This window comes from Mesoflavibacter sp. CH_XMU1422-2 (assembly GCF_037029245.1).
GTDB lineage: Bacteria > Bacteroidota > Bacteroidia > Flavobacteriales > Flavobacteriaceae > Mesoflavibacter > Mesoflavibacter zeaxanthinifaciens.
The window spans coordinates 1-5391 of sequence record NZ_JAYMEE010000058.1 but is presented as its reverse complement, the minus strand read 5'-3'; the positions used below and the strand labels follow the sequence as shown (position 1 = coordinate 5391).

Sequence of the window (5391 nt, the reverse complement as noted above, 5' to 3'; positions counted from 1 at the left end):
AATTCATTGCAATTTTCTATCTTTCAGTCTAAATCGGAAAATCGTAACCGATTTTCCGCAACTGAAATTTATACGCTAACGTTGCCAGTAATTCGAACTAACTCAATTCTGAAATTAAAATTTATGAAAAACATATTTTTTGTTCTGATTATTTGTCTGATTAGCAATTTGACTTTCACAAGTTGCAACTCAACTAAAGAACCAACAAGCTTTGAACAGGTGAAAATTGGAAATGAACTTGACAAAGCGACCAAAATAAACTTAGATGATTTTTTTCAGATATGGATGAAAAACGAATCTAATTCTAAACTTGACCAGAATTGTTATGAATTGTTTAAAGATGAAAGCTATACATATTTTGGAGAAAATGAATTAAAAGCTTTGAACATCAAACGGAAATTATACAAGGTTGAAAATAGTGCATTATCACAAAACTTTAAAAACTATGAAAAAGCTGATGGAGAATTAATTAGACAAGAATTTTGGAATAAAATTATTCCTGAGACTGATATGAATACTTATAAAAATTCGAACTGCTCTTCGAGTTCATCAAATCCAAAATATTCATATGAATTAATAAATAATGAGATTCAAATTACTCTTGTATGGAAATTTAGATGTGATGGAAAAAAATTAATTGATAAGACATATAAAAGTAATTATGATTTAGAAAAAATGGAATTTAAAAAATAAAAACTACTGGCAACAACGGCTATAATCCATTGCGGCTGAAATTCCTTTCGGAATTTCATTGCAATTTACTATCTTTCGGCTATGGCGGAAAGAATCCTGCGGATTTTTCCGCAACGTATCATAGCCAAACACGTTGTGCATAATACGGATAATCGTGTTAAAATTGAACATTTGAACTAATAACGCCAACGCACAAACAGCACATTTAGTTTTTTTGCCAACAAATAAGTCAACGCTAAAAAAACCAAAAGAGCTGTTTTTAACCAACGCTCAAAAACACAAATATGACCAAACAAGTAAGTTTAATCGGAAAACATCCAGACACAACACATCCTCTTGGAGCTTGGTTAAAAGCGAATGATATTCCAGTTACAGCTACCAAATGTCATAGAGAATTAACTGAGATAAATAACGATGAAAATGAGGACTTGATTTTATGGATGGCAAATAAATTAATCAGTCATCACTACTCTACTTTTCGGCTAGAGCAACTCAAGAAAAAATATGGAGAATTAGGTTTTCCAAAATACGCTGAACAAAATAGAAAACTACCAATAGTTGATAAAGTAAAAAAAGGAAATGCAACAGAAATTTTACTTACCGAATACATTCAAAGTACTTTAAATCGAGAATTAATAAAAGTTTTTAAACTTAAGTACAATCCGAATGTTGACCAAGCAATTAAAGGAGATGACACATTAATGGTCGACCTATTAGAACAAGAAGGCGGGAATGATTTAAAAATTTATCTAGGAGAATCAAAATTTAGAGGTACACCTTCAAAACAAGTTGTTGATGATGTTTCTTCATCTTTGGAAAAAGAAAAGATGCCTCTTTCTTATTCTTTTTTAGTTGAAGAAATAGCTAAAACCGATAACGAATTAGCACTAAAACTGGATGATTTTATAGTACAAGATATAAAGGATAAAGGTCAATTAATTTATACAGGTTTAATTTTAAGCAATGAACATACTTCAAGGTTCGTAGAAAATAATCTTAATAATGATAATCCAGAATTAATCTTAATTTCTATCGGTATTCAAAACCCAGAAAACTTCATAAATCTTGTTTTTGATAAAGCAAATGAACTAATTGCTAATCCATCAGCTTTATGACTTTTGACCAAATTCAAGAAAAATTAGATAGAATTGAAAAAGACTCAACTCTTCAAAATCTAATTGCTCAAGCAAATGCTAGATACATTCTTTATAATACTGCAGAAAGTGTAGATAACTTTCCAAAATACACTATTAAAGATGATAAGTTAAACCTTCTCGCATTTCATTATCTTAACTTAGGATGTAGATTTATAGAAAATGAACATTTAAAAAATGGAATATTCCCTTTAGAAAAAGGAGCCTCAATATTAGAAAACATTCACGGTTCGCCTGAAGTAAAAACTAATCTAGGCAATTACTATGGTCTTATTTCAGCGCTGTCTTATTACGTTTGTTTTCAATACTTAAAAGCATTCATATTAATTAAGAAAATTGAAAATGATACTGTTATTTCAAAAATTGTTTCCTTATTTATTAGTCGAAATTACCAAGAACTTCAGGCGATAATAAATAGTATGATGGTAAATGAAATTTACAATGACGACTATTTATCAGGAAACAATGATGAAATAGATTCAAGCAAAAACATCTATGAAATAACCATTGCAAAATCTTTAAATAACTTCATTAAATACTTCTACACAGGAGAAAAATATCTTTTAGAGTTAGCAAAAACCAATCTTAAAAATTTAAAAATAATTACTCAGATTAAAAACGAACCTGATGTTTGGTGGGTAGTTAGATTATTGATAATAATAACAGATGGTATTTCAGAAGCTTCTTTATGGAATTCACTTGGCAAATATTTTGACACCAGCGATGGATTAGCTCGTAAATATATTCATTCGTTAACGTATCAAAAATATGGAGGAATTTATGAGTTATTCATAACTCAACGCAATTCATTATCTAAAGTAATTAGCGAAGAAAATAATGGATGTGTGGTAAGCATACCAACAAGTAGCGGAAAAACAAGAATTGCAGAAATAGCAATTTTGGACTCTATTTCGAAAAACAAGGGAAGTAAAGTATTATACATCGCACCATTTAGGTCATTAGCTTATGAAATTGAAAATTCATTAGACGAAATATTCCATAGTATCGGTATTTCTGTATCACACCTTTATGGTGGTAGTTTATTTAGTAAACTTGACGAGAAAGTAATTGATGAATCTGATGTAATAATAGCTACACCAGAGAAAGCAAAAGCTATGCTTAGAGGTAACAATGAAATTCTAAATCAAATTAAACTTGTTGTTATAGATGAAGGTCATTTGCTGGGAGCGAATAAAAGACTAATTGTTAATGAGATTTTTTATGAAGAATTAAGATATTTTATTAAACAAAATACTGGTAGATTTTTACTATTATCAGCCGTTCTTCCAAATGCAGAAGATTTAGCAGAATGGTTAACTGACTCAAGCGAAAACGTTTTTAAAGCAAATTGGAGACCTTCGGATGAAAGATTAGGCGTTCTTCAATGGAATGGCGATTCAGTTGATTTAAACTGGAGAAGTACTGATACAGAAAGGAATTCTTTCAATCCAAAATTTATATTAAGTCAAGAACAGCCCTTAATAGGTAGACAAACTAGAATAAGATATTTTCCTGAGACTAAAAACCAAGCCATAGCAAGCACAGCTTATAAACTTAGAACATTTGGTCCTGTTTTAATTTTTGTCGGCAGAAAAGAATCTGTATTTACAATAGCTCGCGAATATGACAAATGTCTTGAAGATGATGTAAGTTATCCATACAAAAATCAAAATGATTGGAATGCATTTGAGCTAGCTTGTATTGAATCTTATGGCGAAGAATCAGAATGGCTATATTTTGCCAGAAAAGGAATATTATGCCACAATGCTGATTTGTTATCAGATGTTAGATTACCTCTTGAAAGGTTAATGAGTAAAGACAAGCCTAGAGTTATAATTGCGACTTCAACTTTAGGGCAAGGTGTTAATTTGGGTGTATCAACTGTAATATTCTCGACATTATATCAAGCAGGAAATCTAATTACTTCTAGAGATTTTTGGAATATTGCAGGAAGAGCCGGAAGAGCATTTGTAGACCACGAAGGCAAAATTTTAGTAGCATTAGATACTGTAAATAAAAAATCAAGAAAAGTTAATTGGGAAAGAAATCTAATATTTGACTATTTCGATAAAGCTAAAATTGATAATGCACAGAGTGGTTGCTTAGAGTTAATTAAAATTCTAAAGAAAATAGCTAACTCAAATGATGTATCATTTGAACAATTAATAGAATTAATAGCAGATAATAACATTTCAGAAATACACGAAAACTCAGAAGCAATTAATAATACTTTAGATTGGATTGATGATGGTCTTTTATCTTTACATAGTTTAAATAGTTCAGAAGATGACAAATACGGATGGACTGATGATTACTTTAGGAATTCATTAGCTTACATTCAGGCGGAAAAATCAGAAGAAATTACTGGAGAAGACGTAATTCAGTTTCTTAAAGCAAGAACTAAAGGAATCGTAACAAAAGTAGGTGATGACAAAAGTAAATGGAATTCGATAATTAAATCTGGCATACCGCTTAACAGCGATTTACAAATCGAAGAAAAATTAGACAAATTAATAAGCATTATTCAAGATTATTTATCAAATGACATAAATATTGATTCGAAAATTAACTTGCTAAAGGATATTGAAAATGAAATTAAAGAAATCAATGTTCTTTCTGAAGAATTTATAGAAAGTGTTAATAAAGATGAGATAAGAGATAAATGGCTAAAAGCTATTCCTTTATCAGAAATAGCAACTCTTGAAGAAGCAACTAACATCGTTACCAAATATTATTCATTCAGCCTTCCTTGGGTTTTAAACGGAATTTCGAAAAAACTAAGAAATAAAGAACTCAATATTGAAGCAGATACGATTGAAGAATTATCAATATTAGTTGAACTCGGTTTACCAAATTTAGTAAGTGTCAAAATTTATCAATGTGGAATTAGGTCAAGGTCTTCCGCTAATGAAATTAGTGGGTTATATGACAATGAATTATGGGATAAAAGCATCAAATTTTACAAAAATGATTTAATCAATAGCTTTGGAAAATATAAAGAATTGATTTCTGAAAGAGCATTTAAATGGATCATATTATTATCTAAATTTTCGAAAAGAGAAATTAACGTTTTACAATCAGTACCTAATTTTACATTTCCTGATAAGCACAAGATAACTAATCGTTTACTTGCTAAGAAAATTAATGGAATACAGTATTTAACAAGTCCTGATTATAAATTAATAGAAGACATAAGTACTTCTGAAATTGATTTCTCTTCTGTTAATGATGTTGATGGAGTCTTTTTTGATTATGATGCAAGTGATGGACTTTGGAAAATGATTAATTTAAACCCATATTTAAAATTTGAGGAATGAAGCCGAAGCTAAAGGCCATACACATTTGCAATTCGCTACAGCCAACGCTACACCAAAAATTGCAAAAGAGTATGTCTAGCCAACGCTCAATGTAGAACTAAATAAGAAACATCGGAAAACCAAGCAGAACGGAAAAAGTACTATGCACAACAAAGAACTGAGGCAATAAACAAGTAAAATATTAATTATTTATTGCTAGAGTACTTCTATGTTCACCATTGTAAGGC

Annotated in this window: 3 protein-coding genes; all 3 read left to right on the top strand. The window is 29.9% G+C overall.

Going from position 1 to position 5391, the window contains the following annotated elements; translation table 11 throughout:
- A partial coding sequence (locus tag WA340_RS07555) for a hypothetical protein (RefSeq protein WP_336128270.1) occupies positions 1-693 on the top strand: 693 nt, incomplete at its 5' end.
- Between the two features lie 284 nt (positions 694-977).
- Entirely contained in the window at positions 978-1808 is an 831-nt protein-coding gene (locus WA340_RS07550) for a Hachiman antiphage defense system protein HamA (protein WP_336128269.1), read from the top strand.
- A complete protein-coding gene (locus tag WA340_RS07545) occupies positions 1805-5164 on the top strand; it encodes a DEAD/DEAH box helicase (RefSeq protein ID WP_336128267.1) in 3360 nt (1119 codons plus the stop codon). The genes WA340_RS07550 and WA340_RS07545 overlap by 4 nt, the downstream gene beginning before the upstream one ends.
- The last annotated feature ends 227 nt before the right edge of the window (positions 5165-5391 follow it).